This window comes from Rhizobium sp. LEGMi-198b, from assembly GCF_054114205.1.
In genome coordinates, this window is the sequence record NZ_JBSYVH010000001.1 from 525,317 (window position 1) to 550,746 (window position 25,430).

Annotated in this window: 27 protein-coding genes and 2 tRNA genes; 13 read left to right on the top strand and 16 right to left on the bottom strand. The window is 58.9% G+C overall.

Going from position 1 to position 25,430, the window contains the following annotated elements; translation table 11 throughout:
• Nucleotides 1–135: 135 nt before the first annotated feature.
• The 3 genes from ACXHXG_RS02545 to ACXHXG_RS02555 form a co-directional block, all read right to left on the bottom strand.
• Nucleotides 136–633, bottom strand: a complete 498-nt coding sequence (locus ACXHXG_RS02545; RefSeq protein ID WP_457898412.1) for a GAF domain-containing protein — start codon at nucleotides 631–633, stop codon at nucleotides 136–138.
• Nucleotides 634–677: 44 nt separating this feature from the next.
• A complete protein-coding gene (locus tag ACXHXG_RS02550; protein ID WP_457898812.1) occupies nucleotides 678–1,397 on the bottom strand; it encodes a pentapeptide repeat-containing protein in 720 nt (239 codons plus the stop codon).
• Between the two features lie 1,226 nt (nucleotides 1,398–2,623).
• Nucleotides 2,624–2,700: transfer RNA gene (locus ACXHXG_RS02555), tRNA-Pro, on the bottom strand.
• Between the two features lie 303 nt (nucleotides 2,701–3,003).
• On the opposite strand from ACXHXG_RS02555, the gene ACXHXG_RS02560 reads away from it, so the two are divergent.
• Nucleotides 3,004–3,402 (top strand): hypothetical protein, encoded by a 399-nt coding sequence (locus ACXHXG_RS02560; RefSeq protein WP_104822281.1) that lies wholly within the window; start codon nucleotides 3,004–3,006, stop codon nucleotides 3,400–3,402.
• A gap of 110 nt (nucleotides 3,403–3,512) precedes the next feature.
• On the opposite strand, the gene ACXHXG_RS02565 is transcribed toward ACXHXG_RS02560, so the two are convergent.
• Together ACXHXG_RS02565 and ACXHXG_RS02570 are read right to left on the bottom strand one after the other, a co-directional pair.
• Nucleotides 3,513–5,432 (bottom strand): ATP-dependent nuclease, encoded by a 1,920-nt coding sequence (locus ACXHXG_RS02565; RefSeq protein ID WP_457898413.1) that lies wholly within the window; start codon nucleotides 5,430–5,432, stop codon nucleotides 3,513–3,515.
• A 264-nt stretch (nucleotides 5,433–5,696) separates the two neighbouring features.
• A tRNA-Gln gene (locus ACXHXG_RS02570) sits at nucleotides 5,697–5,771 on the bottom strand.
• A gap of 159 nt (nucleotides 5,772–5,930) precedes the next feature.
• Between ACXHXG_RS02570 and ACXHXG_RS02575 the strand changes: the two genes are divergently transcribed.
• Together ACXHXG_RS02575 and ACXHXG_RS02580 are read left to right on the top strand one after the other, a co-directional pair.
• Nucleotides 5,931–6,230 carry a cupin domain-containing protein gene (locus ACXHXG_RS02575; RefSeq protein ID WP_457898414.1) on the top strand — a complete coding sequence of 100 codons (300 nt, stop codon included), beginning with the start codon at nucleotides 5,931–5,933 and terminating at the stop codon, nucleotides 6,228–6,230.
• A complete protein-coding gene (locus ACXHXG_RS02580) occupies nucleotides 6,227–7,135 on the top strand; it encodes an MBL fold metallo-hydrolase (RefSeq protein ID WP_457898415.1) in 909 nt (302 codons plus the stop codon). Before ACXHXG_RS02575 ends, ACXHXG_RS02580 begins: the two co-directional genes overlap by 4 nt.
• 6 nt (nucleotides 7,136–7,141) lie before the next feature.
• Here the strand turns inward: ACXHXG_RS02580 and ACXHXG_RS02585 are convergent, their stop codons facing one another.
• Nucleotides 7,142–8,074, bottom strand: a complete 933-nt coding sequence (locus ACXHXG_RS02585) for a DUF1499 domain-containing protein (protein ID WP_457898416.1) — start codon at nucleotides 8,072–8,074, stop codon at nucleotides 7,142–7,144.
• A 242-nt stretch (nucleotides 8,075–8,316) separates the two neighbouring features.
• On the opposite strand from ACXHXG_RS02585, the gene ACXHXG_RS02590 reads away from it, so the two are divergent.
• Together ACXHXG_RS02590 and ACXHXG_RS02595 are read left to right on the top strand one after the other, a co-directional pair.
• Nucleotides 8,317–8,733, top strand: coding sequence for a hypothetical protein (locus ACXHXG_RS02590; RefSeq protein WP_199773523.1), 417 nt, complete (start codon nucleotides 8,317–8,319; stop codon nucleotides 8,731–8,733).
• Between the two features lie 122 nt (nucleotides 8,734–8,855).
• Nucleotides 8,856–9,122 (top strand): hypothetical protein, encoded by a 267-nt coding sequence (locus tag ACXHXG_RS02595; protein WP_104822276.1) that lies wholly within the window; start codon nucleotides 8,856–8,858, stop codon nucleotides 9,120–9,122.
• A gap of 27 nt (nucleotides 9,123–9,149) precedes the next feature.
• Here the strand turns inward: ACXHXG_RS02595 and ppdK are convergent, their stop codons facing one another.
• Nucleotides 9,150–11,816, bottom strand: coding sequence for a pyruvate, phosphate dikinase (gene ppdK, locus ACXHXG_RS02600; protein WP_457898417.1), 2,667 nt, complete (start codon nucleotides 11,814–11,816; stop codon nucleotides 9,150–9,152).
• A gap of 246 nt (nucleotides 11,817–12,062) precedes the next feature.
• Here ppdK and ACXHXG_RS02605 point away from each other — a divergent pair, with 246 nt between their 5' ends.
• Together ACXHXG_RS02605 and ACXHXG_RS02610 are read left to right on the top strand one after the other, a co-directional pair.
• Complete coding sequence (locus ACXHXG_RS02605; RefSeq protein ID WP_285167972.1) at nucleotides 12,063–12,287, top strand: type II toxin-antitoxin system RelE/ParE family toxin; 225 nt, start codon at nucleotides 12,063–12,065, stop codon at nucleotides 12,285–12,287.
• A gap of 9 nt (nucleotides 12,288–12,296) precedes the next feature.
• Nucleotides 12,297–12,629 carry a HigA family addiction module antitoxin gene (locus ACXHXG_RS02610; protein WP_457898418.1) on the top strand — a complete coding sequence of 111 codons (333 nt, stop codon included), beginning with the start codon at nucleotides 12,297–12,299 and terminating at the stop codon, nucleotides 12,627–12,629.
• A 23-nt stretch (nucleotides 12,630–12,652) separates the two neighbouring features.
• Here ACXHXG_RS02610 and ACXHXG_RS02615 read toward each other — a convergent pair whose 3' ends face one another.
• From ACXHXG_RS02615 to ACXHXG_RS02640, 6 genes are all read right to left on the bottom strand, one after another.
• Nucleotides 12,653–13,969 carry a hemolysin family protein gene (locus tag ACXHXG_RS02615; protein ID WP_104822273.1) on the bottom strand — a complete coding sequence of 439 codons (1,317 nt, stop codon included), beginning with the start codon at nucleotides 13,967–13,969 and terminating at the stop codon, nucleotides 12,653–12,655.
• 142 nt (nucleotides 13,970–14,111) lie between these two features.
• Complete coding sequence (locus ACXHXG_RS02620) at nucleotides 14,112–17,573, bottom strand: chromosome segregation SMC family protein (protein ID WP_457898813.1); 3,462 nt, start codon at nucleotides 17,571–17,573, stop codon at nucleotides 14,112–14,114.
• Between the two features lie 117 nt (nucleotides 17,574–17,690).
• Nucleotides 17,691–18,428, bottom strand: a complete 738-nt coding sequence (locus ACXHXG_RS02625) for a DsbA family protein (protein ID WP_104822271.1) — start codon at nucleotides 18,426–18,428, stop codon at nucleotides 17,691–17,693.
• A 264-nt stretch (nucleotides 18,429–18,692) separates the two neighbouring features.
• Complete coding sequence (locus tag ACXHXG_RS02630; RefSeq protein ID WP_457898419.1) at nucleotides 18,693–18,887, bottom strand: type II toxin-antitoxin system RelE family toxin; 195 nt, start codon at nucleotides 18,885–18,887, stop codon at nucleotides 18,693–18,695.
• A complete protein-coding gene (gene relB, locus ACXHXG_RS02635) occupies nucleotides 18,871–19,095 on the bottom strand; it encodes a type II toxin-antitoxin system RelB family antitoxin (protein ID WP_104825010.1) in 225 nt (74 codons plus the stop codon). Before relB ends, ACXHXG_RS02630 begins: the two co-directional genes overlap by 17 nt.
• A 22-nt stretch (nucleotides 19,096–19,117) precedes the next feature.
• Nucleotides 19,118–19,618: a DUF721 domain-containing protein gene (locus ACXHXG_RS02640; protein ID WP_457898420.1), complete on the bottom strand. Its 501-nt coding sequence runs from the start codon at nucleotides 19,616–19,618 to the stop codon at nucleotides 19,118–19,120.
• Between the two features lie 99 nt (nucleotides 19,619–19,717).
• Between ACXHXG_RS02640 and mutY the strand changes: the two genes are divergently transcribed.
• Genes mutY through ACXHXG_RS02655 form a run of 3 tightly spaced genes read left to right on the top strand, consistent with a single transcriptional unit; the run spans nucleotide 19,718 to nucleotide 21,811 of the window.
• Nucleotides 19,718–20,830 carry an A/G-specific adenine glycosylase gene (mutY, locus tag ACXHXG_RS02645; protein WP_457898421.1) on the top strand — a complete coding sequence of 371 codons (1,113 nt, stop codon included), beginning with the start codon at nucleotides 19,718–19,720 and terminating at the stop codon, nucleotides 20,828–20,830.
• Entirely contained in the window at nucleotides 20,827–21,441 is a 615-nt protein-coding gene (locus tag ACXHXG_RS02650; RefSeq protein WP_285167966.1) for an HAD family hydrolase, read from the top strand. Before mutY ends, ACXHXG_RS02650 begins: the two co-directional genes overlap by 4 nt.
• A 4-nt stretch (nucleotides 21,442–21,445) precedes the next feature.
• Entirely contained in the window at nucleotides 21,446–21,811 is a 366-nt protein-coding gene (locus ACXHXG_RS02655; protein ID WP_285167965.1) for a nuclear transport factor 2 family protein, read from the top strand.
• Nucleotides 21,812–21,983: 172 nt separating this feature from the next.
• Here the strand turns inward: ACXHXG_RS02655 and ACXHXG_RS02660 are convergent, their stop codons facing one another.
• The gene (locus tag ACXHXG_RS02660; RefSeq protein ID WP_285167964.1) at nucleotides 21,984–23,114 is read right to left on the bottom strand and encodes a site-specific DNA-methyltransferase; all 1,131 of its coding nucleotides are present in this window, start codon (nucleotides 23,112–23,114) and stop codon (nucleotides 21,984–21,986) included.
• Between the two features lie 144 nt (nucleotides 23,115–23,258).
• On the opposite strand from ACXHXG_RS02660, the gene ACXHXG_RS02665 reads away from it, so the two are divergent.
• Together ACXHXG_RS02665 and ACXHXG_RS02670 are read left to right on the top strand one after the other, a co-directional pair.
• Complete coding sequence (locus tag ACXHXG_RS02665; protein WP_104822265.1) at nucleotides 23,259–23,555, top strand: nucleotidyltransferase family protein; 297 nt, start codon at nucleotides 23,259–23,261, stop codon at nucleotides 23,553–23,555.
• A 68-nt stretch (nucleotides 23,556–23,623) separates the two neighbouring features.
• Nucleotides 23,624–23,902: a HepT-like ribonuclease domain-containing protein gene (locus ACXHXG_RS02670; protein ID WP_260303403.1), complete on the top strand. Its 279-nt coding sequence runs from the start codon at nucleotides 23,624–23,626 to the stop codon at nucleotides 23,900–23,902.
• Here ACXHXG_RS02670 and ACXHXG_RS02675 read toward each other — a convergent pair.
• Both ACXHXG_RS02675 and ACXHXG_RS02680 read right to left on the bottom strand, forming a co-directional pair.
• Complete coding sequence (locus ACXHXG_RS02675; protein ID WP_104822263.1) at nucleotides 23,855–24,247, bottom strand: antibiotic biosynthesis monooxygenase family protein; 393 nt, start codon at nucleotides 24,245–24,247, stop codon at nucleotides 23,855–23,857. The genes ACXHXG_RS02670 and ACXHXG_RS02675 overlap by 48 nt on opposite strands.
• The gene (locus ACXHXG_RS02680; protein ID WP_104822262.1) at nucleotides 24,244–24,573 is read right to left on the bottom strand and encodes an NIPSNAP family protein; all 330 of its coding nucleotides are present in this window, start codon (nucleotides 24,571–24,573) and stop codon (nucleotides 24,244–24,246) included. Before ACXHXG_RS02680 ends, ACXHXG_RS02675 begins: the two co-directional genes overlap by 4 nt.
• 71 nt (nucleotides 24,574–24,644) lie before the next feature.
• Here ACXHXG_RS02680 and ACXHXG_RS02685 point away from each other — a divergent pair, with 71 nt between their 5' ends.
• Nucleotides 24,645–25,367 carry an ArsR/SmtB family transcription factor gene (locus ACXHXG_RS02685; protein ID WP_457898422.1) on the top strand — a complete coding sequence of 241 codons (723 nt, stop codon included), beginning with the start codon at nucleotides 24,645–24,647 and terminating at the stop codon, nucleotides 25,365–25,367.
• The last annotated feature ends 63 nt before the right edge of the window (nucleotides 25,368–25,430 follow it).

The window sequence follows — 25,430 nt, forward strand, 5'->3', positions numbered from 1 at the left end:
GAGAACCCTGGATATCGTTACAGACATCGAACTCGATGAGCGTCGCGGGAGTGGTTGCGACGCAGATATAGGTATGGGGCAAGCGATTTGCCATATCGCACACGGCGGCGTGATGTGCCGCCCATCTGGCGGCGATCAGTGATCCCAGTCGCAGGCAGCGGCGTAGATCGTCGTCAGCGCCTCGATGCCGGCTTGATCGTCGGTATCGAAGCGGCCAGCGAGCGGACTATCCAGATCGATGACACCGAAAACATAGCCATCGCGCAACAGCGGCACCACCAGCTCCGAACGGGAGGCGGCATCGCAGGCGATATGGCCTGGGAAAGCATGCACGTCCTCGACAAGAATTGACCGCTCCTCCTCGACCGCCGTTCCGCACACGCCGCGGCCGACCGCGATGCGGACGCAGGCGGGCTTGCCCTGGAACGGCCCGAGCACGAGCTCGTCATCCGACTGCAGGAAATAGAAGCCGGCCCAGTTGAGGTCCGGCAGCATCTGATAAATCAGCGCTGACGTATTGGCGGCGTTGGCGATCGGATCGGTCTCGCCTTCGAGCAGCGCCTGCAACTGAATGGCAAGTTCACGATAGAATTCGGGTTTGCTGTCGTGTTGGATCGTCTTTTCCGCAAACATCGGATTGCTGCCTTTCGGTTATGTCGTTGCCGGCCGGATCGTACTCAGTCCTTGTCGTCAGGCGGACAGGGCCAGCTTTCCGGCGTTTTTAGCCCTGCGGGCAACTTGGTCGCCTTATCGCCGCAGGCAAGATTGATTTGCTGCTGTTCCAGGCCGGTGGCGGTCGAGAGATCGAGCCCTTCGATACGGGTCAGAAACATGAAGGCGCCGCTAAAGGCGACCGGGCCTTTGATCGTCGCGCCGCTCAGAGCAGCGCGGGAAAGATTGGCCAGAGAAAAATTCGTCCCCGTCAGCACCGCCTTGTCGAAATCGGCACGGCCAAGCTCGGCCTTCTGAAAATCCGCGTTGGTAAGCTGCGCGCCGCCGAATTCGGCCCGCTGCAGCTCGGCACTGGCAAATCTGGCGCCGTTGGCCATGATGTTGCTGAAATCGGATCGGTATGCTTCGATCCTCGAGAAATTCGCCGCATCGGCCCGCGCATTCTTCAACCAAGTGCGCACCAGCGTCGCCTTCTCCAGATTTGCCAATGTGAGATTGGCATTGCTGAGATCGGTGCCGTCGAAATGAGCGCCGACGAGGTTGGCTTTTTGAAGATCACTACCCTGCAGCATGATATTGTTTTTGCTGCATTCGCTCCAATCGAGACCAGGCGAAGCCACATCGCCGCAATCACCGGCCCGTGCCAAATTGTGGGTGCCGGATGCGAGCAGCATCGTCACGGCCAGCGCCAGCCCGGACAGAGCGGCAGCAACCGGCCTGTTCATCGCGGCAACCCAATTCAAAGCCGCGCCGCCGGCATTTCGTCCCCGCCAAGACTGCATCCTTAACCCTCGCTTCGCTTCACCACGCGGGCGCCCCTCCTCAGCATCGAGTCAGCCGTCCCGCTCCAATTCTGTATATAGTGTTTCCTGCAACGAAAAAGCGACCACGCCGCAAAAGCATATCACACGGCGAGCCCTACCGGCAGTTTGTTACAGTGATAGAAGGCCGCGAGCAGAGGAAAAACAGAACCGGAAAATTCGAGACCAATGCCGCGCCCGACCGCAAGGCACTGGCGAGGCCGACGGGAGCAAAGCACGCAGCAAAAGAAAAGTGGCCTGGCCGAGGGAAACGGCCAGACCACCATGGGTGCAGATTGGAGGTCAATCTAATCTAGCAGGCTAATAGTAAGATAGACTTAGTTTTTGTCAACAGGCATGTGATGGCACTTGGCGGAGTGGATCGGCGCGGCGGATTCGAAAATTACTCCTGCGAATAGAAGCCCTTATCCGCTCGAGATCCATTTGCTTCGCCCACAGTGATCTAGAGACACAACAGCGCCTCGCAATGCTTGTGATCCAGCGATGCAGCCCGATGATCGTCGGTTTAATACCAGCGTCCGCGACCGTACCAGCCGCCACCCAGCACAAGAAGTATCACGACTATTATGAGAAGTGTGGTGAGATCCATGTACATCTCCTCGGGAGTACCCTTACCATCTCGTTCGCGCCTACGGGCGTCGCTCATCTTGGGACTCTGGACTTTCAACGGAGAAAGAGCGGAGTTAGTTCCAGTCAATGGCCGCCATGGGGAAAATGCGTTGATCGGCACGACCTCAAGTGGTCATCGCCCGTCGCAAGATTCCTTCGCCCTCCCCGTCCACCTCCGCAAATCCCAATTTGTGGATACAGACAAAAATTGGGCCGCCTGTCGGGGACGATGTGGCGGCCCAGCTGTGGCTACGGGTGCAGCCACGTAGGCGGAAAGTCGCCTAACAATTAGATATTATCAATTAAATTTTTTAATTTCAACCAAACTTTTGAATTAATTAAATTAGCTTTTCGTTGAGTCCGATCCCAAATACTCCGCCCATCCGCCGTCAGCACCGGTTGCAACACCATGCGCAGCAGCAACGGGCGAACATTGGGCAGCCTTGATAAACCGGAGGCGCGGAAGAAATCGGCACCGAAGCCCAAAACGAAAAAAGCCCGCGAATGCGGGCTTTTCAAGCTGGTCGGAGTGGAGTGATTCGAACACTCGACCCCCACGTCCCGAACGTGGTGCGCTACCAGACTGCGCTACACTCCGTGACCAGCGGCGCTTCTATAGACCAGCCATTTTTGATGCACAAGCACCAAAATCAAAAAAACCATTCGATTTTTGACGAAAAGATTACAGAGGCAATTGCTTAGAAAATCGGCAGGAAAATGAGTGTCGAACCGGCCGAAGTGCGTAAGACGCAACACATTTGGCAAAATCCCACTTCTGCACGCGGATTGGAATTTTCTTTTGCCGGCTTTGGCGCTAAAGCCTTAGCGGGACAGGCGGAAATGTCGTGGGACAGCGGCGTTTGCGCAACCGAATGCGAGACAGAAGCTCAAGGACGATACGATGAATATCCGCATGATCACCGCGGCGGGGCTGTTGCTGGCCCTGGCAAGCTGCACCACCACAACCACAGCGCTCCCGTCGATTGCGAGCAACCCGGTTCAGGACCGCTGGGAAGGCCAGTCGGCCGGCCGCTTCTTCGCCTCCTACGGCCCGCCGCTCTCCGATCGCGACGAAGGCGGCAACCGCGTCTATACGTGGCGTGGCGGCTACAAGACGGTCACCGTCGCCGGCAAGAAGGGCGAAAAGAAGGGCGGCAAGCGGTTTTATAGCTGCAAAGCCGATATCGTCACCAACCAGAGCTATGTCATCCGCTCGGTCCACATCCTCGGCGACCAGCCCGGCACCAACGGCTCCTCCTACTGCGCCGAACTGCTGGCGCCGCCGGAAAAGGCGAGCTGAGTTTCTCGGATTATCGGGGACGGAAATATCGCAGGCGGCTCGAAAGGGCCGCCTGTTTTTGTTTTTGGGATGTGCTGGTCGGCCATGCGCTGGCAGTCGATAGGGTACGTTTAGATCAACGTTTCATTGATCCTAGCGAACAATCTTTCAAAATTCGCAAGCGTTCCTTCGGACAATGTTGCTAGCAGCTTATCCTTATTTCTCAGGAGGTAATCGGCTGGTTTATTATGATCAAACCGTTTTTCGCCGGCCTGACGAGCAAGCTGCACAACGATCGGATCAGAGCCCATCAGTTCTGACTTTTTGACCTTCCGACCGAAAGCACTGTTATAGAGTTCGATATAATCGTCGACCTCGAAAAGGTCTTCGATATCGGCCATTACCGTCCCGGTCACTTCACCGATGGTGATAGTACGTTTCTCTGTCAGGAAGCCAGCCTTGGCCAACGCACTGAGCTTTTGATGTCCTTCTTTGCGGGCGTCGACCACCACCGTGACGTCGAGGTGATTGCCGAGAAGCGCAACAAATGCAGGAATGACATCCGCTCCCCCAATAGGCATCATCGACCAGCGCTCATTGAGCCCGTTACGACCCAGTGACTTCAAATATGCGGATATCGTGTCGAGATAAATGAAATCCGACGGACCTTCGAGAACGAGGTTGTCTTTCGCTATGAACAGATGCTGGGCGATATCGTAACCCAGAGCGCTTTGAAGTGGGAAAAGGGTTTCTCGATCCGTCGTCAGCACGTCCGATGTAACCACAGAGCCTTTTTCCAAGCCCTTATCTTCGATCAGTCGGGTTCGCTCTAGATGATCCGGTTGGATCATGAACGGCGAGTGTGTGGTATAAATAACTTGGCATCGCTGCGACAGACGCTCCTCAATGAAGCGAAGGAAATCCTTCTGTGCTTTCGCATGGAGTCCAAGCGCGGGTTCATCGAGCAATATCACAACAGGCGTGTCATCGTACTCGTATCGAGAAAAGGCAGTTAGAAAAGAGAAGAACCATCGAAAGCCAGAAGATCGCTCATCGAACGGCAAAGAAAGCATATGCTTGTCATCATACATTCGAACATGAAGCTCATCGATGACGGTTGTTTCTCCCCGGCCGTTGGCTTCCTTTTTCAGGCTTAAGTCGATTAGAACCCGAAGATGCGTATTCGTCGACCAGTATGTCAGCACCTCTCTCGTCAACTCATTTGCAGTGTTCTCCAGTTCGCGCTTTCGTGTCTCGTAATCCGTGTCAAGTAGATGCTCTTTTTCGAACTCGGCCAATTGTAACAAAGATAGAGCGGTTTGGTCATTTTCATCCAAGGAATTCGGATCAGCACTGAGAAGTCGTCTGATCGGCACTCGGCTTGGCAGGCTGCTGTAATCGCTATAATAAAAGAACTTAGGAACGCGCTCAGCCAAAATGGTTTGGATAGTAGGCCGCATCCCTGCGTTCTTTGGCAACAGAACGTCCAAGGCCCGCTGAATGCTCTTGAGCCTTTCAACGACATCCTCTTCTTCCTCTTTGCCGATCTCGCCCAGCTTCTCGCGTAGCTGCTCAAAGGTGTCAGAGCGCACTCGCTCTGTTACCAGTTTGTCTGCATCATTCTCAGTAAGGAAATTGCTTACCGCCTTGGCCTCATCTGTGTTGAACGTGCCCCTCGTACTATTATTATAGCGGCGTTCATACGTATATTGTTTTGAAAGCAAGACATCCGGCCCGAATAAAGCTTCGATGGCCTCGTGATCCTTCGGCTCGAGATCGAACATAGCTGAAATCGGGAAGATATCTTCGATATCTTCCCCTCTGGCTTTCGCCTCACGCCGATGCTTCTTTTCAAGCCATGCAGGATAATGCTTCGGGGGATCGAACTCGACCGCGCCTTGAGCTGGCTTAAGTCGCCGCAATGCCTCCAAGAACGCAGATTTGCCGGACTCGTTTTTGCCGACCAGACAAGTGATGCGATCATCAATTTCGACTGAGGAGGAATCGAGAATGTGTTTGAAGTTTTTGATCTGAACGGTTCGCAGGCGCATTGCACGTCCCAAATTCTACATGAGCAGCATGATGTACTCGCCCTAGCGTTGTTGCAATAGATGTATAAATATTGTTGGGGATTGTTTCATGCGACCTACGCGCGACTATCAAACGGGGTCAGACGAATTTTGTTCTTGAAGGACAATTGATTTGGCCAATGACGGGAACTGCGACAGCAATTGAAGATATGGCAGCAAATTACGTCCGACAGAGCGCAACCGCTGCGAGAGAGCAATGAAATCCGGATCATCAAAAACAATATATGGCTGGGGCGCCTGGATTCGAACCAGGGGATGGCGGTACCAAAAACCGCTGCCTTACCGCTTGGCTACGCCCCAACAGTGCGACATGGCGACTGTTCGCGCCAAATCGGCGTCTGATTAGCAAAGGTCGCTTCCGGTCACAATCACTAAGTTATGCCTGAACGCATATTTCTGTGTGCTTTCGGCAGGGCTATGATAGGGCTTGCAGTTCCAAAATCCACTCTAGGAGATCTGATGAGCCAGTTTCGCGCCCGCCCTCCGGCTGTTCCGTCGGTGCTTGTCGACGACGCCATGGTGCGCATTATCCGCTGGGATTTCGAGCCGGGCGCCGATACCGGCCATCATGTCCATGGCCTCGGCTATGTCGTGGTGCCGATGACGGATTGCCAGTTTCTGATCGAGGAAGGGGCCGAAAGCCGCCGTGTCGATCTTGCCAAGGGCGCGGCCTACCGGCGTGACGCCGGCGTCGAGCATAATGTGGTCAATGCTGGGTCCGAACCGATGTCCTTCATTGAAATTGAATACAAGAGATGAGCGTTCCCGAATTCGATCTTGTCTTTGAGCCAGCCTATGGCCGCGCGGTCCCCATTGCGCCCGGCGTGGAGCGGATGACGGTCAACAATCCCAGCGCTTTCACCTTTCACGGCACCAACAGCTATATCGTCGGCGGCCCGTCCGTGGCGGTGATCGACCCCGGCCCGGAGAATGACGCGCATTTCGCGGCCCTGATGGCGGCGCTGAAGGGGCGCGAGGTGACGCATATCTTCGTCAGCCATACCCACCGCGACCACTCGCCGCTTGCCAAGCGGCTGAAAGAGGCGACGGGCGCGTTGACGGTCGGCGAAGGGCCGCATCGCGCGGCGCGGCCGCTGCATGAGGGCGAGGTCAATCCCTTCGCCGAAAGCTCGGATACGGATTTTCGGCCGGATATTGCGCTTGGCGACGGCGAAAGCGTCTCCGGAGACGGTTGGGAATTGACCGCATTGCTGACGCCCGGCCATACGGCCAATCACGCCTGCTTTGCGCTCGAAGGCAGCGGCATTGTCTTTTCCGCCGATCATGTCATGGCCTGGGCGACGACGATCGTCGCGCCGCCGGATGGTTCCATGGCCGATTACATGGCGTCGCTCGACCGGCTGCTTGCCCGCGACGACCGTCTGTTTTTTCCTGGCCATGGCGGGCCGGTGAAGGAACCCGCTTCCTTCATGCGCGGTCTCAGGACCCATCGGCGCATGCGCGAGCGCGCCGTGCTGGAGCGGATCAGGGCCGGCGACCGCCTGATCCCCGACATGGTGAAGGCCATTTATCGCGACACCGACCCACGCCTGCATGGCGCGGCCGCGCTCTCGGTGCTCGCGCATCTTGAGGATCTCGTCGGCAAAGGTCAGGTCGAAACGGACGGGCCGCCGGCGCTGTTCGGGACCTATAGGCTGGCCTGAGCGGCTTCAGCTTCCGGCAATGCCCAGGAGTTCAGCGTCCAGCGCCTTCAGATAGCTTTCGGCTATGTTGGCGCTGATGCCGAGATCGTCCTGGCCATAGCGCGAGGCAACGCGCACATCGACCAGCGTCGTCTCCGCCTCTTCACGCAGGCGGATCAGCACATCGAAATTCAGGCCAAGAATGCGAGTGCGGGTCTCGCCCTGCAGGACGACGTCGGAATTCTGGCGGATCAAGTCGGCCACGCTGTCGCGATAAGGCCGCGGCGTCGGCACGGGGACGACATCGGGCATGTCGGTAACGGCGCTGTCGTCCGGTGTCTGGTTCTGGGTCTGCCGGCGTGCAGGGCGCTTCGGCTTTTCATGGCTGTTCGGATCGACAACATCGGCGCCTTCGGCCTTGACGATGGTGATATGGCTATCCTTGGCAACCTTGCGCACGGCCTCAAGCACGCGGTCGGCAGCGCCTTCGTAACGGCGGCCGGTCAGCGCCGGATAGGCGGCATATTGCGCCTCGCGGTCCTGCGGCGTCACAAAATGCCTCGGCGGCAGCCAGATCTGCTTGGCCTGCGGCGGCGCCAGCCATTCCGGCGCATCGACGAGATCGGTAGAGACATCGTAGATTGCTGGCCGTGTCCAATAACGCTCCACGCCGATGCCGACGATCGCCAGCGGCAGAGCGGCGTAGATCAGCGCCTTAAAAGCCGAAACGCCCCCGATGGCAGCAAACCGCCAGAGCTGCGTCAGGCCGATGATGGCAAGCAGCACCGCCAGCCCGGCAAAGCCGGCGGAAATCAGCAGCAGCAGGACGAAATAGGGCGTTTCCAGCGGCCCGAATCGATGGCCAACCAAAATCACCCCGCACAGCACCAGCGCAAAGGACGCAATCAGGCGCGAGGCGCGCGCGGCATGCGAAACGGGACGGTCGAAGCGAATGGTCATGAAGAACTCGTCGGCACGTCGGATCGGAAGGCGGATGCTACCCAATTCCGAAGGTCGACCTCATGTTTAGAACAAGAAATGGCGAAAATAAATCGGATGTCGGAACGCATGATTAACGCGCGACCGTAAGCCGGCTGCCCGGACCGTCGGCCCAAAATGTGAGTACTTGCTTAAATTCTGAAAAAGAGCCATGCTTTTCGGGGTTTACTTAGGCCATGAAAGGACTTGAGGAGATGGAAACGATGCAATCGCCGGACATCGCCGCCAAGCCGTTGCCTGCGGCGGCCGGCACGGTCGCCAATGCTGCCGATCCTACCCTGCCGCTCGAACTTGTGGAGCTGGAATTATCGCTCGAAGGTTTTTCCGGTGGCGAAGCGGCCTTTTGCGAAGCCGTGCGCGATGCGGCCCGGGCTGCACATGGCGAATTCCTCTTCGATCTCCCCGCCACGGGATTGATATCGGATTGCCGCCGGATTGCGGTCCTGCGGATTCCCGAGGATAGCGAGGCCATGCGCGTCATCTTCGCAGTGCTCGACGAAGACGATGCGGAAATCCGCCTGCTGCAGCCGGATGAGGAAACCGAACCCCTGCTCCGCTTCGCCGATGCCTTCGTCGATCTGCTGCAACGCCTGCCGCAAAGGCCGCGTGACGACGCTTGAACGACTCACACCCTGGCATGCCATTCAACCGTTCGTGATGAGCGGGCAGCAATACGACTTTCGCACCCCACTGAGGGAGACTATAGTTCCCGCGTGCATATTTGTGCCGAGGATATCGAGTCATGCGTATTTTTCCCGCACTTTCCCTCATCGTCATCGCTACGGTGCTGTCGGCCTGTCAGACGGCAGAGGAGATTCGCGCGGCCGATGAAGCGAGATGCAGCAGCTACGGCTTCCGCCGCGGCACCGAGAATTTCGCCAATTGCCTGATGAATCAGGATCTGAGCCGGCGCGCGGATCAGCGTGCTTTCATGGAAAGCAATGATGATTTCTTCTGGGGGCCGTCCATCGTGGTCGGACCGGGATACTATCATCGCCGTTGGCATTGATCGTTTCGCCTCTCCCGTGACGAAAGCTCAAGCCTTGCCTCTGATGGCCGCCTGCGCCGCCGCAAGCCTTGCGATCGGCACGCGGAAGGGCGAGCAGGACACGTAATCCAGCCCGATTTCCTCACAAAAGTGGATCGAAGCCGGATCGCCGCCATGTTCGCCGCAGATGCCGAGCTTCATATCGTTGCGCGTACGACGGCCGCGCTCGGCAGCGATGCGGATCAGTTCTCCCACGCCGTCGAAATCGAGCGAGATGAAGGGATCATGCTCTATGATCCCCTTGCGCTGATAGGTGGGGATGAAGGCGGCGGCATCGTCGCGCGACATGCCGAAGGTGGTCTGCGTCAGGTCGTTGGTGCCGAAGGAGAAGAACTCGGCCGCTTCCGCGATGATGTGCGCGCGAAGGGCAGCGCGCGGCAGCTCGATCATCGTGCCGACGAGATAATCGATCTTCATCTTGGCTTCCGTCATGACTGCGCGGGCCACCTCTTCGATACGTGCCTTGACGTAATCGAGCTCCGAGCGCAGGCCGACCAGCGGCACCATGATCTCCGGTACGACCGCGGCACCTGTCTCCTTTGCCGCGGAGACCGCTGCCTCGAAGATGGCGCGGGCCTGCATCTCGACGATTTCAGGATAGGAAATCGCCAGACGGCAACCGCGATGGCCAAGCATCGGATTGAACTCATGCAGCGCATCGACCCGCTGGCGCAATATGGCCGGCTCCATGCCCATGATGCCGGCGACCTCCGCGATCTCCTCGTCCGTCTTCGGCAGGAACTCGTGCAATGGCGGGTCCAGCAGGCGGATGGTCACCGGCAGGCCGTGCATGATGGTGAACATGCCGGTGAAATCGAGCCGCTGCATCGGCAAGAGCTTGGCGAGCGCGGCGCGGCGGCCCTCCTCGCCTTCCGCGAGGATCATCTCGCGCATGACATGAATGCGGTCGCCTTCGAAGAACATATGCTCGGTGCGGCAAAGGCCGATGCCTTCGGCACCGAAGGAACGGGCGGCGCGGGCATCTGCCGGTGTGTCCGCATTCGTGCGCACCGTCATGCGGCGCGAGCGGTCCGCCCAGTCCATGATGCGCCCGAAATCGCCTGATAGTTCCGGCTGGATCATCGCCACCTCGCCCCTCAGCACCTGACCGGTGGAACCATCGATGGTGACAATGTCACCCTTTTTCAGGGTTACACCGATGCCGATCAGCTTTTCGTTGCGCATGTCGATGCGCATGGTGCCGGCGCCGACCACGCAGGGAATGCCCATGCCGCGTGCAACCACCGCCGCGTGGCTGGTCATGCCGCCGCGCGTGGTGAGAATCCCCTCGGCGGCATGCATGCCATGAATATCCTCCGGGCTCGTCTCGATGCGCACGAGAATGACCTTGCGGCCCTCTTCTTCGGCGACGATCGCCTCCTCGGCGGTGAAGACGACCTCGCCGGTCGCGGCCCCCGGCGAAGCCGGCAAGCCGGAGCCGATGATCTCCCGATGCACGCGCGGATCGATCGTTGGGTGAAGGAGCTGATCAAGGGTCGAGGGCTCGATGCGCGAAACGGCCTCATCTTCGGTGATCAGACCTTCGTCGACCATATCGACAGCGACCTTCATTGCCGCCTTGGTGGTGCGCTTGCCGGCGCGGGTCTGCAGCATCCAGAGCTTGCCGCGCTCAATGGTGAATTCCAGATCCTGCATGTCACGGTAATGCGCTTCGAGCTCGGCGCAGATGCGACGGAATTCGGCAAAGGCTTCCGGCATCAGCTTTTCCATCGACGGCCGGTCGTAGCCGGAGGCGATACGGGCCGCCTCGGTGATGCTCTGCGGGGTGCGAATACCGGCAACGACATCCTCGCCCTGCGCATTGACCAGGAATTCGCCGTAGAGCTCCTTTTCACCCGTCGAGGGATTGCGGGTGAAGGCAACACCAGTGGCGGAGGAATTGCCGAGATTGCCGAAGACCATGGCCTGGATATTGACCGCCGTGCCCCAAGCTTCGGGGATATTATGCAAATGACGATAGGTGATCGCACGCGGGTTCATCCAACTGGAAAACACCGCGCCGACGGCACCCCAGAGCTGCACCTCGGGCTCCTGCGGGAAAGCCTCGTCCAGTTCCTCTTCTATGACGGCCTTATAAAGCGAGACAACATGCTGCCACTCTACGGCAGAAAGATCGGTATCGAACTCATGGCCGAGGCGAGCCTTCTCATCCTCCAGGATTTCCTCGAAAATCTCGTTGTCGAGACCCATGACGACATCGGCATACATCTGGATGAAGCGCCGATAGCTGTCCCAGGCGAAGCGGGCGTCGCCGGCATCATGGCCGAGCGCCTGCACCGTGTCGTCGTTGAGGCCGAGATTGAGGACGGTATCCATCATGCCAGGCATGGAGGCGCGACCGCCGGAGCGCACGGAAACGAGCAGCGGGCGAACGGTATCGCCGAACTTGCGCCCGGTGATCGCCTCCATCTGCTTCAGCCCCTGCATCACCTGCAGCTTCAGGTCTTCCGGAACGTTGCGGCCGTTTTTGTAATAGAAAGCGCAGACTTCGCTGATGATCGTCAAGCCGGGGGGAACCGGCAGGCCAAGGCTGCACATTTCGGCAAGATTGGCGCCCTTCCCCCCGAGCCGCTCATAGTCCTTGGCGCGCCCCTCGGCCTTCCCGTCGCCGAATGTATAAACCCACTTCGTCATTTTCCCCCGTCCAACTCCTAAGGTTGAACTTAATTCATTGAGGTGGAAATGAAAATCGACAAATGCGGCGAAATGTTGCGCTGCACAATAAATATAAAATCGCAGTGTTAAAAATCGTGTCCACTATAGCAGGCGTGTAAAGCGTCACTTGACGCATGACGCATGCCCAACTAGTTAAAATCATGAAGATCAGAAACGTGATTCATAAGGGGACGCAGGTTCATCGAAGAGGATGATGCCTCCGGCTTGCAGCCGGCCTTCGTGCCAAAACTACGGCGAATTATTTCCTTCCTCCAGGATATGGAACAAGAGGAGGAATTGCGGACGGTGCCGAGTTGGAAAGCCCATCTACTCACCGGCGACCGCAAAGGCACTTGGAGCCTCTTTGTCACGAAAAACTGGCGACTGACGTTTCGGATAGACCGGACAGAAATTGAGATCATCGACCTCGATTATGAAGATTATCACTAGGAGATGGCCATGAACGCTTTACGGGGCATCCGTATGAAAAACCCAGCCCATCCGGGCGGGTTCGTCAAAAGCGAAATCATTGAAGCTCTTGAGCTTTCCGTCACCGATGCAGCCAAGGCGCTAGGCGTTACGCGCCCGGCCTTGTCCGCGCTTCTCAATGAACGAGCCCACCTATCGCCAGAAATGGCTCTCAGAATCGAGAAGGCATTTGGCGTGTCTATGGATACGCTGATGCGGATGCAGAATAGCTACGACATTGCTCAAGCCCGCAAGCGCGAGGGAGACATCAAGGTGGCACCATTCAAAGGCAAGCCAAATGATCCGCCATCGACCGCAACCTAAAGACCGCCAACCGGCGACTAGGCTCACACCTCCCGCCGCGCCAGAATCTTGTCGATCCGCATACCGTCCAAATCGACGATTTCGAAGAGCCAGCCATCGAATGTAAAGCTCTCGCCGACCTCCGGAATATGACCGAGCTGGTAGAGCGCGAAGCCCGCGAAGGTGTGGAAATTGTCTTCGGAACGCTCGCGCAGGCCGAGCCGCTGGAAAGCGTCATAGGCCGGCATCATGCCTTCGATCAGCAAGGAGCCGTCGGCCCGCTCGACGATATCCGGTCCTTCGTTCTCCATATCCGGCAAGTCGCCGGCGATGGCCTCCAGCAGGTCGGTCTGTGTGACGATGCCCTCCAGGCTACCATATTCATCGATGACCATGGCAAGACGGACAGGGGCGCGTTTGAAGCTCTCGAGCACCTTGAAAACGGCCGTCGCTTCATGAACGATAAGAGGCTGCCGCATAACCGCTATCGGATCGAGCGATTGGCCATTGAGGAGCTGGTCGAGAAGATCCTTCTTCAGGATCATACCGATCGGTTCGTCGATCGTCCCGCGACCGACGAGAAGTTGGTCGAAACGGCTTTCGCGAATAGCCTTCAGCATCTCCTCTGGCGAGTCCTCGGCATCGATCCAATCGACCTCCAGCCTCGGCGTCATGATATCGGAGACATCGCGGTCGCCGATGTTGAAGACGCGTTCGACCAATTCCTGCTGCGCCTGTTCCAACAGGCCTGCTTCCTGGCTTTCGGCGACCAGCATTTTGATTTCCGCAGGCGAATGCAGCGAGCCTTCACCGGCGCCCGGTCGCAGGCCAAAGAGGCGCAAAACCATGTTGCCGAGACCGTTCAACACCAAAATCGCCGGGCGTAGCAGAAACAGGAACAGGCCCAGCGGTCGCACGACACCGAGGGCGGTGCCTTCGCTGCGCTGCAATGCCAGGCTCTTCGGCGCAAGTTCGCCAAGGACGATGTGCAGGGCCGTAATGATGATGAAGGAAATCACGACAGCCACGGCATGCGATCCGGCAGCAGCCCAGGAGCCGGGCAGAAAATCGAGAAGCGGCTCCAGGAGATGGGCAAGCGCCGGTTCACCCACCCAGCCGAGAGCAAGCGAAGATATGGTGATGCCGAGCTGAGTGGCCGCGAGATTGGCGTCGAGATTGTCGACTGCCCTTTGCAAGGCGGTCGCGTTCATCCGCCCCTCGGAAACTAGTTCGGCCACGCGACTGCGCCGAACGGAGACAAGCGAAAATTCGGCCGCAACGAAGAAACCATTCGCAGCGACGAGCAGCAATACGGCGAGTATTCCGAGGAAATCGAAAATACCGCCATCAAATCCAGACATACTTCCCTTCCGGGCGGATTAGCGCCACGTATTATTGATCGAGAACAAATCTAACACGCTTTTTGGCTGTGCGGCAGCCGAGGCGGCAATTTCTTGTCGATATGGGAATAGCTTTTCCTTTTTCCAATCGGAAAGAGGCGCCTCAAGCTATTTCCCGCAGTTGCTCCGCGGTCTGCAGGTCGACGGACACAAGCTGTGAGACACCCTGTTCGGCCATGGTCACGCCGAAGAGGCGGTCCATGCGAGCCATGGTGATGGGATTGTGGGTGATGACCACAAAACGCGTCTCGGTCGAGGCCGCCATCTCGTCCATGAGATTGCAATAGCGCTCGACATTGTGGTCGTCGAGCGGCGCGTCCACCTCGTCCAGCACGCAGATAGGGGCCGGATTGGTGAGAAAGACGGCAAAGATCAGCGCCATCGCCGTCAGCGCCTGCTCGCCGCCGGAAAGCAGCGTCATGGTCTGCGGCTTCTTACCCGGCGGACGAGCGAGAATTTCGAGGCCCGCCTCCAGCGGATCGTCGGATTCGATCAGTTGCAACTCGGCCGTGCCGCCGCCGAAGAGATGGGTAAACAGCCGCTGGAACTGCACATTGACAACGTCGAAAGCAGCGATCAGCCGCTCGCGGCCTTCGCGGTTGAGGCTCTGGATCGCACCGCGCAGCTTGCGGATGGCGTCGATGACATCATCACGCTCCTTGATCAAGGCCCGCAGCCGTTCTGTCAGTTCCCTGCTTTCCTCCTCGGCGCGCAGGTTGACGGCACCAAGGCGCTCGCGCTCGATCTTAAGCCGCTCCAGCTCGCGCTCGACCTCGCGCAAATCGGGAATATTCTGCCCCGCCGACAGGCCGGCAAGCCGCAGCACCTCATGCAGTTCGACATTCAGCGTCTGGCGGATGCGCAACTCGCTTTCCTGGCGGCGCTCGCGGGCGGAAACCAGGCGCTCCTCGATACGGCCACGCTTTTCACGGCTTTCCGCCAATTCCGACAGTGCCGTGGCGGCCTGACGATCGGCCTCGCGCTGAACGATTTCCGCCTCGACCAGGCGGTCGGCCGCGGTGCGGCGCGCCTCCTCCGCTTTCTGCAATTCATTCATCAGCGCGCGGCGCTTGTCATCAAATTCATCCGGGGCAAGGTCCAGCTCGGCGGCCTCATCGCGCGCCTCTTCCTCACGGTCGCGCAGGGTCTGGATATGCTCTTCGGCGCTGGCGGCGCGCTGGCGCCAACCGTCACGCTCCTGGCGAATCGCCAGGATGCGGCGCTGCCGGGCCTCATTTTCCCGATTCAGCCCTTCGTAACGGGCACGCGCTTCGGCAAGCGCGCCGCGATCCGTGGCGACCTCCGCCTGCTGGTCGCGCAGCTTCAAGTCGATGTCCGCCAGATCGGGCGCATCCTCTAGTTCGATACGGGCATTTTCATCTTGCACCGCCACCTCTTCCATCTGCGCCTGCAGATGGCTGGCAGCTTCCGTGATGACATCGCGACGGCGGATCAGATCGCCGGAGGCGCGCTCGGCCATCGCCAATGCTTCGCGAGCTTCCGCAAGGTGGCGGGCAGCGAGCCGGCTGGTATCACGCGCAACGACAAGACGGGATTCCTCGGCCCGGATCGCGTCGCCGGCAATCGCCAAACGCTCTTCAGCCTCAGCCAGGATATCGCGCGCCACCTCGGCTTCGGCCTCAAGCTCCGCAAGACGATTCTTCTGTGCCAGCCGCAGAGCCGCCGCGCTGGGAGCGTCTGCCCCGGTCACATGCCCGTCCCAACGAAATACGGCGCCGTCCTTCGTCACCAGCCGCTGGCCTGGCTTCAATGCCGGCATGAGGCGCATAGCGTCTGCGGCAGTGACAAGGCCGATCTGGCGCAAGCGTCGCGTCAATGCCGCCGGTGCGCCCACATACGAAATCAGTGGCACGACATCGTCCGGCAGGGCAGGATCGGCCGCGCCGCTGCCATTGTCGGACCAGTGGGCGGGCGCTTGCGGATCCAGCGGCGATTCCAGATCGTCGCCAAGAGCTGCGCCGAGCGCGGTCTCGAAGCCACGGTCGACGCGCAGCTCTTCCGCAACGGGTGCAAATGCGCCCGAGGTGGCTCCCGCCGCGAGCATATTGGAGATCGTGCGCGCTTCCGTTTCCAAGGCATTCAGCCGCGAACGGGCTTCATCGACCGGCGCGCGCGATAAAGCCTCCGTCTCGCGAGCTTTGGAGAGGGCCGCCTCAACGAACTGGATCGCCACCTCAGTATCGGCGACGACATTTTCAGCGGCCTCGACCACGTCGCGCTTTTCGCCAGGATCCGGCAGGGCGGCTATCTTTTCATCGATCGCAGCGAGCTCCCCGTTGGCCTCATCCATCTGCCGTTCCAGCCGCATCTTCCGGTCGGCAAGATCGCGGATGGCGCGCTCGAGCTGATTGCGGGCGGCGGCGGCCTCGGCGCGCTCGGCAGTCAGCGCGGTAAAGATACGCTCGCTATCGGCTAGCTTCGCGGCAGCCTCCTCGAAAGCCTCGCGCGTTTCCTCGGCAAGCCGGCCGGAATCGGCGAGAATATCGGCAATATCGGCCTCCTCCGCATCGAGCTTTGCCAGGATTTGGGCATTATCGGCAACGAGGCGCTCTTCACGGCTGATGTCTTCGGCCAGTTGCGCCAACCGCCGGGTCAGCTCGTCTCGACGCCGCAGAATGCGATTGGCATCCTCTTCAAGCTGGGTGCGAGCAATTTGCAGACGCTGCAATGCGGCGGCGGCCTTCGCCTCTTCTTCGCGCAGGTCCGGCAGCTTGAAGCTGGCAATGCCCTGCGTCTTCGCCGCCTCCATCTGTATCTGCGCCTTTTCAGCGACCACAACGGTTGCCTGCTTGAGCGCGTTGTCGGCCTCCGCTTCCGCCTCCTTCGCCTGCACCCAATGAATATGCAGGAGCATCGCCTCGCGGGCGCGGATGTCGGCGGACAACATCTTGAACCGGTTGGCCTGACGCGCCTGGCGCTTCAGGCTTTCGATCTGGCTTTCAAGCTGCGAGGTCACGTCGTCGAGACGCTCGAGGTTGCCTTCGGCGGCGCGCAGACGCAGCTCCGCCTCATGCCGGCGCGAATGCAGGCCGGAAATGCCGGCGGCCTCTTCAAGAAGCTGGCGCCGGGCCTGTGGCTTGGCCTGGATCAACTCGCCAATGCGCCCCTGCCCAACCATCGACGGCGAACGCGCGCCGGTCGAGGCATCGGCGAATAGCAGTTGTACATCCTTGGCACGGGCTTCCTTGCCGTTGATGCGATAAAGCGAGCCCTGCTCGCGCTCGATGCGGCGGGTGACCTGGATTTCGTCGCTGTCGTTAAAGGCGGCCGGCGCCGTGCGGTCGCTATTGTCGAGATAGAGGCCGACTTCCGCGGTATTGCGCGCGGGACGATTGCCGGAACCGGAGAAAATGACGTCGTCCATGCCGGAAGCGCGCATGTTCTTGTAGGAGTTCTCGCCCATCACCCAGCGCAGCGCTTCGACCAGGTTGGACTTGCCGCAACCGTTCGGGCCGACGACGCCGGTCAAGCCGCGCTCGATGACAAATTCCGCCGGCTCCACGAAGGATTTGAAACCGACGAGACGAAGCCTGTTGAACTTCATAAGCGCCACTCCCCCTCTCCGCGACAGCGGGGGAAGGAAGAAACCCCATCAGAAGTGAGGCACAAAAAAACGGGCGCGCGGGTTTCCCCACCGCCCGCCGTTTCGAAAAGGCACGGATCAGAGAAGGCTATCGATGAGCTTCGACATGGCACCAACCGACATGTCCCCTGCATAACGCTTGCCGTTGATCAAGAAGGTCGGCGTAGCATTGACGCCGAAGTCTTTGGCTGCGCGTTCCCTAACTGAGTTGACATCATCCAGAAGCTTCTGGTTCGTCAAGCATTTCGTAAAGCTATCCTCAGTAAAACCGGCAAGTTTCGACATTTGCAGCAGCGCGGCACGGCCATCGACATCCGGTGAAGCCCAGGCGATTTGCTGTTTGAACAGCATATCGACCATCGGCAAGTACTGTTCCTGCGGCGCGCAACGGGCCAGCATGAAGGCGGCGGCAGCGCGCGGATCGAAGGGGAATTCGCGGATGATGAAGCGAACCTTGCCGGTATCGACGTATTTCTGTTTGATCGCGTCGAAGGTGGTAACGGCGAAATGCGCGCAGTGTGGGCAGGTCAGCGACATGTATTCGACGATCTTGACCGGAGCGTCTTCTTTGCCGAGCGCGATTTCCGGCAGGGGGCCGGGCTTCAGCACCTCGTTCATGTCGACATTGCCTTCCGACGACGGGACTTCATCCTCCGGCGAGGCAGCGGTATTGGTGGTCTCCTGCGCACCACCGACCGTGGTGGCGTTTGCGGCGGATGCGGTGTCGGCAAAGGCAGCGAACGCCATAGAGAGGGCCGCAACGGCGGTGCCGCCCAGCAGGTGGCGTTTGGTCAAGAGCATGTCGGACATCGGCATATAGTCACCCGTCGTTTAAGAGGTCTTTGAATGGTTCACTGCGATATAACGGCTAGTTGCTGCGAACAAGGCACGGTTGACCAACTTTCTTCAAAGAATTGTGACCTACCGAAGACAAACAGGTTAAATTATCGTCAGAATTCGCAGGGATGGGCAGACGGCCGTGAAGATGAGGCACTATGCGGCACTATCTTCGATAAATCTCACGGCGATTTCCGATTCGAACAATCAGAATTCGTATAGCGCTATCTTCGATGTGCGCGATTACCCGGCAGTCTCCGACCCAATATTTCCAAAGTCACCAAGATCAGAACCTTTCAAGGCCTCGCCGATGGAGCGCGGATTGTCCAGCTTGGAAACACGCTCATGGAGAAATTTAAGAATGCGTCGCGAAGTCTCATGTCCGAGCTTTTCGAGTTCGCGCTCCGCAGATCGCTGAAACTCAATCGTCCACGCCATAGCGCGCCATTAACTCAGCCAAAGAAACAGTATCGCTCTCGCCCCGGCGAAACTCTTCCAGGCGTTTCTCCGCAAGATAGATATCCTCAAGATCGTCCAGGTGCTCGAGGATTGCCTCACGAGCATAAAAGCTTTTGCTGCGCCCGGTGCGCTTGGCAAGCGCATCGAGCCTTGCTTCAATTTCCGGCGGAAGCCGCAGGGCCAACATCATCTTATCTCCCAAAATAGAGCTATCTTTTACCCCGCTTCCAAACCATCGCGGTGCCCAATCTCTGAATTGCCGCACGTAGTTTGTCGTCCTCGATACCGTCCATCATGTCTTCCAGCTTTCGCGCCGCCTCGCCCTTTAGCGGCGGGGGAGTGCGGGAGCGTTTTGAAGTGATGGAAACAGGCTTTTGGACGATGCGGATCTGGCTGACGGCATGGAAGCCGAAGAAGCCGTTGATGCGCTGGATCAGTTCGCCCTGCGCATGGGTCAGGAACAGGGCGCGGGCGCCCTCGCAGGCGACGGTCAGCACGCCGGGCTGGTAACCGCCGTCCTCGCCCGAACCGCCGCGTTTGGCCCAGGCAATCTTTTCCGGCCGCGTGCATTCGGCAAAATCCTCGCCTGCGATCTCGTCCCAGGAGCCAAGCAGCGCAGTATTGATTCCCGCACGCTTCGCCAAGACGGGATCGATGATGCCGTTGGTCAGCTCGGAAATCTGCTTTTCGCCTTTTCGGGGATAACTCATGAGATAACGGGACCTGGAACCTTGTTTGCGCGTACAAGACCTTGATCGTCGGGCGCGGCTTGGCCAAGTATAAAGCACTTCCCCTCGATGCGGCAAATCATGACGACAATAATAGAATCCCCGATGGCTGCATCTCTGCTTGCCTGGTACGACCGCCATCACCGCGACCTGCCCTGGCGCGTCTCGCCGCCGATGGCAGCGCGCGGCATCCGGCCCGATCCCTATCATATCTGGCTCTCCGAGGTAATGTTGCAGCAGACCACCGTGCCGGCGGTCAAAGCCTATTTCGCCAAATTCCTGGAGCGCTGGCCGACGGTTCATGATCTTGCGGCGGCGCCCACCGACGATGTCATGGCCGCCTGGGCCGGGCTCGGCTATTACGCCCGCGCCCGCAACCTGAAGAAATGCGCGGAGGCTGTGGCGGCGGAACATGACGGTCGGTTTCCCGACACCGAGGACGGGCTGCGGGCCTTGCCCGGAATCGGCGACTATACCGCAGCGGCGGTCGCGGCCATTGCATTCAACCGGCAGGCGGCTGTCATGGACGGCAATGTCGAGCGGGTTATCTCCAGGCTATATGCCATCGCCACGCCATTGCCGGCCGCGAAACCATTGATGAAGCAGAAGGTGGCATTGCTGACGCCAGCCGATCGTCCCGGCGATTTCGCGCAGGCGATGATGGATCTAGGGGCGACGATCTGCACGCCGAAACGGCCGGCCTGTTCGCTCTGTCCCTTCAACAATGCCTGCGAGGCATTGCGGCTGCACGATCCCGAACATTTTCCGGTCAAAGCGGCAAAGAAGGAAAAGCCGATGCGCCAGGGTGCCGCTTTTGTGGCGGTGAATGATGATGGTGAAATTTACCTGCGCCGGCGCATCGCCAGCGGCCTGCTCGGCGGCATGACCGAAGTGCCGACCACCGGCTGGACAGCACGGCTTGACGGCGAGACCAGTGCTGCGGCCGCCCCCTTCCCGGCCGACTGGCAGGCGGCGGGGAGCGTGACGCATGTCTTTACTCACTTCGAACTGCGGCTATCGATCTATCGCGCTCAAGTGGCATCGAACACTACCCACAATGACGGATGGTGGGAGCCGGTTACAAATCTTGAAGCCCAGGCGCTGCCCACCGTCATGAAAAAAGCGATCATTCAGGCTATTCCACGCGCATTCACAAAGACCAAGACATTCGAAAAGGCAGGACATAATTCATGACGACGGAAATCCGGCACATTGTCTTCGACATCGGCAAAGTGCTTCTTCACTATGATCCGAGCATTCCTTATGGCCGCCTCATCCCCGATGAAGCAGAGCGAACCTGGTTCTTCGCCAATGTCTGCACAAATGAATGGAACATCGAGCAGGATCGCGGCCGGACGTGGGAAGAAGCCGAAGCGCTGCTGATCGCCGACCATCCCGAGCGCGAGGAACAGATCCGTGCCTTCCGCAAATATTGGCACGATATGGTGCCGCATGCCTATGACGATAGCGTCGCCATCATGGAGAAGCTGATTGCCGAGGGCCGTGACGTCACCATGCTGACCAACTTTGCCTCCGATACGTTTCGTGAAGCGCAGACGCGCTTCGATTTCCTCTCCAAGCCGCGCGGCGTCACCGTGTCCGGCGACATCGGCCTGATCAAGCCGGACGTTGCTATCTATGAGGCGCATGTGAAGAGTTTCGAGCTCGATCCGGCCTCGACCATCTTCATCGACGATTCGCTTGCCAACGTCGAAGGTGCAAAGGCTGCGGGTTGGAATGCAGTCCATTTCACCGGCGCCGAGAAGCTGCGCAGCGATCTCGCCGCCTACGGCATCCAGGTTTGAGCCCATGATTTTCGATCCGGCAGAACGCATCACCCTCTTTCATGACGCGATCAACAGGCTCGATTTCGAAGCAATCGAGGATTTCTTCGCGGAGAACGCCACCTATGTCTCGAACGGCGTCGGCAGCCTCGCAGGTCGCGAGGCAATCATGGAGGCCTTCCGCGGCTATTTCGATACCTATCCGGATCAAACCGCAGTCAATTCATTGGTGGAAACGCTGACGCCGCTTTCCGGCCGGAGTGTCTGGTCCGTCCGGGCAACGAACAGCAAGACCGGTAAGCCGCTGATCCGCGAGGGCGAAGAGACGATCACCTTCGACGAAGACGGACGCGTCGTCCGGGTCGAAGTGACGGACTATCAGGAATTCTAAGCCGTCAGGCAAAAAAATGGCGCCCAGGATTCGAGAATCCTGGGCGTCTCGCCTTCCTCCCTAACTGGAGGTACTCGACGGAAGAAGGCGGATATGCGGATCCGGCCGCGGCACCATCCCGATAGTCGGGAAAGGCTTTCGGGTAAAATTATGCCGCTGAAAATAGTTGGAATTATTCCACCTTGGCCAGATCATTGCGGACGATCGAACGCAGCTCGTCGATCGGGCGCAGGGAATGCCCATCGTCGAAGTGCCAGAACGTCCATCCGTTGCATGCATCAAGGCCCTGGACTTTCGCACCGAGGCGATGAATGGAGCCCGCTTCGCCGCCGGAGGCGACCGTGCCATCGGCGCGCACGATGGCACTGTAGCGACGCCTCGCATCCGTCAGCACCTGGCCGGGCTTGATGAGGCCACTTTCGATCAAAACGTTGAAGGCAACGCGAACTTCAGCCTTCTTGCCTGTCATGACGGTCAGTTCCGCCTTACCGAGCGGCTCGACGGCGGCGATGCGGGCGCTGGCCGCATCGATGTAATCCTGCTCGCGTTCGATGCCGACGAAGTGACGGCCGAGACGCTTGGCGACGGCACCGGTGGTCCCAGAGCCGAAGAAGGGGTCGAGGATGATGTCGCCGGGCTTGGACGATGCCATGATGACACGGGCAAGCAGGGCTTCTGGCTTCTGCGTCGGATGCGCCTTCTTGCCATCCTGATCCTTCAACCGTTCGCCGCCGCTGCAGATCGGGAACAGCCAATCGGAGCGCATCTGCACATCGTCATTGGCGGCCTTCATGGCGTCGTAGTTGAAGGTGTAGCCCTTGGCCTTGGCGTTCGGGCTCGCCCAGATCATCGTTTCATGGGCGTTCTGGAAACGACGTCCCTTGAAATTCGGCATCGGATTGGTCTTGCGCCAGACGATGTCGTTGAGGATCCAGAAGTTCAGATCCTGCATCGTAGCGCCGACGCGGAAAATATTGTGATAGGAGCCGATGACCCAGATGGTGCCCGTCGGCTTCAGCACGCGACGGCAGGCGAGAAGCCAGGCGCGGGTAAAGGCATCATAAGCCTCGAAGGAGGCAAACTGGTCCCATTCGTCGTCAACGGCGTCGACAAGCGATTGATCGGGGCGATGCAGCGTACCGCCGAGCTGCAAATTGTAAGGCGGGTCCGCGAAGATGACGTCGACGGAATGGGTGGGCAGTGCTTCAAGAGCGGCTACGCAATCGCCCTTGATGATCGTGTCGACCCAAGAGCCCGGCGTTGCGGAAGTCCTGAGGTCGGCAAGCGGGAAAACTGACGCCATGTGATACTCGCTGTTACACTTACTCGATACGATTAACTGAGTGTTATGGTTACCTAAGTTGGTTACCAAAGGCTAAAGCGGCGGGCGATTTGAGAAATTATTCGCGGCATAGAAAAATAACAGCGAATGCGATAGAACATTCTCATGGACCGAAACGAAACGATAACGCGGCTTAAAAACAACGCGGACGCCATCCGGGCGCTCGGTGCAACGTCGCTTTACCTTTTCGGCTCTGTTTCCCGGAATGAGGCGCAACCATCGAGTGATGTGGATATTTTTGTCGACTATGACCCGGCTAGTCGTTTCAATGCTTTCGATCTGATCAGTATCAAGTTCTTGCTCGAAGAAGATCTTCATGCGCCCGTCGACATTACGACCAGAGATGGGCTACATCCCCGCCTGAGACCGGCGATCGAACGCTCGGCGACGCGGGTATTTTGATGCCGCGGGAATTTAGACACGCGCTCGAGGACATACGCGCAGAACTCCGCGGTATCAGCAAAGCCGCCATGGGAAAAACACTGGACGACTACCGTAGCGATTGGCTGTTTCAACACGCCGTCCAGCGCGCCATAGAAATCATTTCGGAGGCAAGTCGGGCCATGCCCGACGATATCAAAGCTCTGAGGCCGGAGATTCCGTGGCAACAAGTCAAGACCATAGGAAACATATTGCGTCATCAATATCATGGCCTATCCGACCAGATCATCTGGGGCGTGGTCGTCGACGAGCTACCGGCCCTAGAAATTGCTATTGATGCCCTTTGCCTGCGGTTCGGTGTTGATTAGCTCGTCATGCACCGCGCGGCTATCCGCCGGTGCCTCTTCCCTCTCATTCATTCCGTAATCACGCACCACATGGGCTATGCGCAGCCGATAGTCGGCAAATATCACCCCTCGCCCGGCCTTTTGCGCCGCCCGGTGCGTTTCACGATTGCGCCATTCCTTGACCGCCGCCTCATCGCGCCAGAAGGAGAGCGAGAGAAGCTTACCGCGTTGTGTCAGGCTCTCGAAGCGTTCGATGGAGATGAAACCGTCGATCGTTTCGAGTTCTGCGCGCAGCTTGCCGGCAAGATCAAGATAGTGATGACGCTCGCCGAGATAGGGAATGACTTCGAAAATGACGGCGATCATGGCGTCACCTTTGGGCCGTGCGGTAGAGACACGTTTTTCAGGAAGATGCGATCTTCCCTGATGATGAAGCGTTCGTGGCGGGAGAAATCGTAATTCGCCTTGCCGAGCGGATCGGCTGCGAGGCGGGCGCGATAGGCTTCATAGGCAGCCAGGCTCTCGACATTGTAGACACCATAAGCGGTCGTCGCCGAGCCCTCGTGCGGGGCGAAATAGCCAATGAGGTCCGCGCCGTTGCGTGGGATGACCTGGCCCCAGGCCCTGGCATATTCGGCAAAGGCGTCCTTTTTGAAGGGATCGATCTCATAGCGGATGAAACAGGTGATCATGGTTGTCTCCTTTGGTGATGGAGATGTTGTCGCATATTGCGCGACGTCTATGCTTCGGTTACGATCGAAGTATGAAGGAAGGTCCTGACATCGCGCAGATAGGTGCGCTCATTGGCGATCCGGCGCGGGCGAATATGCTGACCGCGCTGATGGGCGGCCGTGCCCTGACTGCAACGGAGTTGGCGGCGGCCGGCGGTATCACGCTGCAGACGGCGAGCACGCATCTGTCGAAGCTCGAAGCAGGCGGATTGCTTGCGCAACGCAAACAAGGCCGGCACCGCTATTTCGCGCTGGCCGACGACGGCGTCGGCAAGCTGCTCGAAAGTATCATGGGCTTCGCCGCTACGCGAGGGCACCTGCGCCACCGCCCCGGTCCGAAAGAGCCGGCTCTTCGCAAGGCACGCATCTGCTACGACCATCTCGCCGGTGATTACGGTGTACGCATGCTCGACAGCCTGATTGCGGCCGGCGCGATCTCGGCTCTCGATGACGGCTTAAGCCTGACGGAGCGCGGCGAAACGCATCTCACCTCGATCGGCATTGATGTGAATGGGCTGCGCTCGACGCGGCGCCCGCTCTGCCGCTCCTGCCTCGATTGGAGCGAACGCCGGGCGCACCTCGCCGGCAGCCTCGGCAAGGCGCTGCTTTCCAACTTCTTCGACAAGGGTTGGGCGCGGCGATCGGAAAACAGCCGCTCGATCCTGTTTACATCAGAAGGCGAACGCCGGTTTCTAGCGCTGTTTCCTATCGACGCGGATGCGACGAACAAAGAGCGCGACGGTGTCGACGCCTAGTGTTGAGACGTCGCCTCAATGAAGGGCGCAACATCATCGGCGCCAGAACATCCAAACTATAAT

Excerpts from the sequence above, each read along its gene's own strand:
- ACXHXG_RS02560 (WP_104822281.1), top strand. The coding sequence starts at position 3,004 with ATGAATATCCGCATGATCACCGCGGCGGGGCTGTTGCTGGCCCTGGCA.
- ACXHXG_RS02650 (WP_285167966.1), top strand. The coding sequence starts at position 20,827 with ATGACGACGGAAATCCGGCACATTGTCTTCGACATCGGCAAAGTGCTT.
- ACXHXG_RS02625 (WP_104822271.1), bottom strand. The coding sequence starts at position 18,428 with ATGCCGATGTCCGACATGCTCTTGACCAAACGCCACCTGCTGGGCGGC.
- ACXHXG_RS02620 (WP_457898813.1), bottom strand. The coding sequence starts at position 17,573 with ATGAAGTTCAACAGGCTTCGTCTCGTCGGTTTCAAATCCTTCGTGGAG.
- ACXHXG_RS02670 (WP_260303403.1), top strand. The coding sequence starts at position 23,624 with ATGGGAAAAACACTGGACGACTACCGTAGCGATTGGCTGTTTCAACAC.
- ACXHXG_RS02575 (WP_457898414.1), top strand. The coding sequence starts at position 5,931 with ATGAGCCAGTTTCGCGCCCGCCCTCCGGCTGTTCCGTCGGTGCTTGTC.
- ACXHXG_RS02630 (WP_457898419.1), bottom strand. The coding sequence starts at position 18,887 with ATGGCGTGGACGATTGAGTTTCAGCGATCTGCGGAGCGCGAACTCGAA.
- ACXHXG_RS02640 (WP_457898420.1), bottom strand. The coding sequence starts at position 19,618 with ATGAGTTATCCCCGAAAAGGCGAAAAGCAGATTTCCGAGCTGACCAAC.
- ACXHXG_RS02590 (WP_199773523.1), top strand. The coding sequence starts at position 8,317 with ATGCAATCGCCGGACATCGCCGCCAAGCCGTTGCCTGCGGCGGCCGGC.
- ACXHXG_RS02615 (WP_104822273.1), bottom strand. The coding sequence starts at position 13,969 with ATGTCTGGATTTGATGGCGGTATTTTCGATTTCCTCGGAATACTCGCC.
- ACXHXG_RS02585 (WP_457898416.1), bottom strand. The coding sequence starts at position 8,074 with ATGACCATTCGCTTCGACCGTCCCGTTTCGCATGCCGCGCGCGCCTCG.
- ACXHXG_RS02580 (WP_457898415.1), top strand. The coding sequence starts at position 6,227 with ATGAGCGTTCCCGAATTCGATCTTGTCTTTGAGCCAGCCTATGGCCGC.
- ACXHXG_RS02685 (WP_457898422.1), top strand. The coding sequence starts at position 24,645 with ATGAAGGAAGGTCCTGACATCGCGCAGATAGGTGCGCTCATTGGCGAT.
- ACXHXG_RS02680 (WP_104822262.1), bottom strand. The coding sequence starts at position 24,573 with ATGATCACCTGTTTCATCCGCTATGAGATCGATCCCTTCAAAAAGGAC.
- ACXHXG_RS02595 (WP_104822276.1), top strand. The coding sequence starts at position 8,856 with ATGCGTATTTTTCCCGCACTTTCCCTCATCGTCATCGCTACGGTGCTG.
- ACXHXG_RS02565 (WP_457898413.1), bottom strand. The coding sequence starts at position 5,432 with ATGCGCCTGCGAACCGTTCAGATCAAAAACTTCAAACACATTCTCGAT.
- ACXHXG_RS02545 (WP_457898412.1), bottom strand. The coding sequence starts at position 633 with ATGTTTGCGGAAAAGACGATCCAACACGACAGCAAACCCGAATTCTAT.
- ACXHXG_RS02675 (WP_104822263.1), bottom strand. The coding sequence starts at position 24,247 with ATGATCGCCGTCATTTTCGAAGTCATTCCCTATCTCGGCGAGCGTCAT.
- ppdK (WP_457898417.1), bottom strand. The coding sequence starts at position 11,816 with ATGACGAAGTGGGTTTATACATTCGGCGACGGGAAGGCCGAGGGGCGC.
- ACXHXG_RS02610 (WP_457898418.1), top strand. The coding sequence starts at position 12,297 with ATGAACGCTTTACGGGGCATCCGTATGAAAAACCCAGCCCATCCGGGC.
- ACXHXG_RS02655 (WP_285167965.1), top strand. The coding sequence starts at position 21,446 with ATGATTTTCGATCCGGCAGAACGCATCACCCTCTTTCATGACGCGATC.
- ACXHXG_RS02665 (WP_104822265.1), top strand. The coding sequence starts at position 23,259 with ATGGACCGAAACGAAACGATAACGCGGCTTAAAAACAACGCGGACGCC.
- ACXHXG_RS02660 (WP_285167964.1), bottom strand. The coding sequence starts at position 23,114 with ATGGCGTCAGTTTTCCCGCTTGCCGACCTCAGGACTTCCGCAACGCCG.
- mutY (WP_457898421.1), top strand. The coding sequence starts at position 19,718 with ATGACGACAATAATAGAATCCCCGATGGCTGCATCTCTGCTTGCCTGG.
- ACXHXG_RS02550 (WP_457898812.1), bottom strand. The coding sequence starts at position 1,397 with ATGAACAGGCCGGTTGCTGCCGCTCTGTCCGGGCTGGCGCTGGCCGTG.
- relB (WP_104825010.1), bottom strand. The coding sequence starts at position 19,095 with ATGTTGGCCCTGCGGCTTCCGCCGGAAATTGAAGCAAGGCTCGATGCG.